The 1,506-nt window shown below is 43.4% G+C and carries 3 protein-coding genes; all 3 read right to left on the reverse strand.

What is annotated here, in order from left to right; genetic code table 11:
- Positions 1-330, reverse strand: a 330-nt coding sequence (locus tag A3729_RS16855) for a PilZ domain-containing protein (protein WP_068634103.1), incomplete at its 3' end; no start/stop codon positions are given.
- 153 nt (positions 331-483) lie between these two features.
- Entirely contained in the window at positions 484-645 is a 162-nt protein-coding gene (locus A3729_RS30960; protein ID WP_082865452.1) for a DUF2986 domain-containing protein, read from the reverse strand.
- 133 nt (positions 646-778) lie between these two features.
- Positions 779-1,261: an SCP2 domain-containing protein gene (locus A3729_RS16860; protein ID WP_068506978.1), complete on the reverse strand. Its 483-nt coding sequence runs from the start codon at positions 1,259-1,261 to the stop codon at positions 779-781.
- Positions 1,262-1,506 lie beyond the last annotated feature (245 nt).

The raw sequence follows: 1,506 nt of genomic DNA on the forward strand, positions 1-1,506 counted from the left end.
AATATGACATACCTGTTCGATCATACGAACTTTAAAGGCGTCATCATTGTCGAGAAACTCTACGCCCAGCTCGTATGGGCTGCCTTGCTTGTCACTTTGCTCTCGGCACCAACGAATAATTGCATTGACCTTAAATACCGGCTTAACCGAAGGTATTTTCAGCTTCACCACAGTATCTTTGAAAAATGAAACATTGGAATCAAAAGACAGACCACCCTGGCTGATATTATTAATCTCCAGATTGAGCTGCTCGCGCGTACTCAAAGGCGTAACCTGTATACCAACCTTGGACGGGTGGCGAATATAAGCTCGTGGTGCGGGTGTATTCATCGCTGCGGTACATCTCTTAGGCTAAGTACAAAATGCTAGCTGCTAACAATATGGATCGAAGTGAGACTTTTGTCACTTTTTTATAAGATGAAAAAGATTAATTTTTTGGAAGGTACACGGCCACCCAAGAAAAGGCTATAAGCCGACAATCTATTAGTCGTTTTTGATCTCAGTTAAGGTGTTTTCTTCTTCCATTACAGCCCGTTCTGCTTTGGATATATAGCGAGGTTTATCATTCTTCTTAGGCGCCAGTTTGGCATTTGCCTTCTTAAGTTTTTTCTTGAGGATGGAGTTCAGCTTCTTTTTACGATTCATCAAATCTGGCCTTTAACGATAGATAGGGGGATTCTAGTCGTTAGGAAAGCTTGGTGGAAGCTTGGTGGAAGCTTATATACCCAAAACAATGGATTACCTCCTAAGCGGACGGGCGCTATTGGAGTAAGAGTATTTAGCTAAATACTGTCACATACTCTGCAGCACTTCTTACGGCAAATAGCAGCTCTGGTGGCAAGTCATCGAGATCCAGGCTATCCATCAGGTTTTTGATCTCAAGACCCAGATCAGTGTCACCCTCAATCACCAAGTCACGCTGGAAGAACAGCGTATCCGGGTCTTCTTTTTGGGCCGCGAGCAAAATAAAGCTACGCAAACTACCGCGAATACAAACGTCCGTCTGCGCATCCTTCTGCATTAATATCTCGTTTCGAGGACCACAACTAAAGAACCAATTGATATCCGCATCGCTAATCTCGATTTTTAGCCAACGCTGTTTAAGAAAATCCATGTCACCTTGATCCAAGGCTGACTTAAAGGCCGCTTTCAGCACTCTTTTTAGCACTAAACTTTGCAGGCCAAAAGGCATATGGCGAACAGGTTTGACCAAAGTCAAAGGTAATTTTGGAAGCAGAGTTCTCGGGCTCGACAATAGCATTGTAGCTTCGCTCCTTAAAACGAGATTAGCGAACAGATATTAAAGGAAACTATATCCCGGCAAGTTGGTACATAAAATACCCACCAATAGGGATAGTGACTAGCCGGGGGATTCTTCACAATGGTCAGACGTATTATTTCGAGTATTTCTTTATGGATTTGGTCTGTCCGGCTGGCAGTTTACCAGCCTTTAAAAAAGCGGTAGATAGTGGTGCCAGTGCCGTCTATGTAGGATTTAAAGACGAA

It is taken from the genome of Oleiphilus sp. HI0043 (assembly GCF_001634935.1).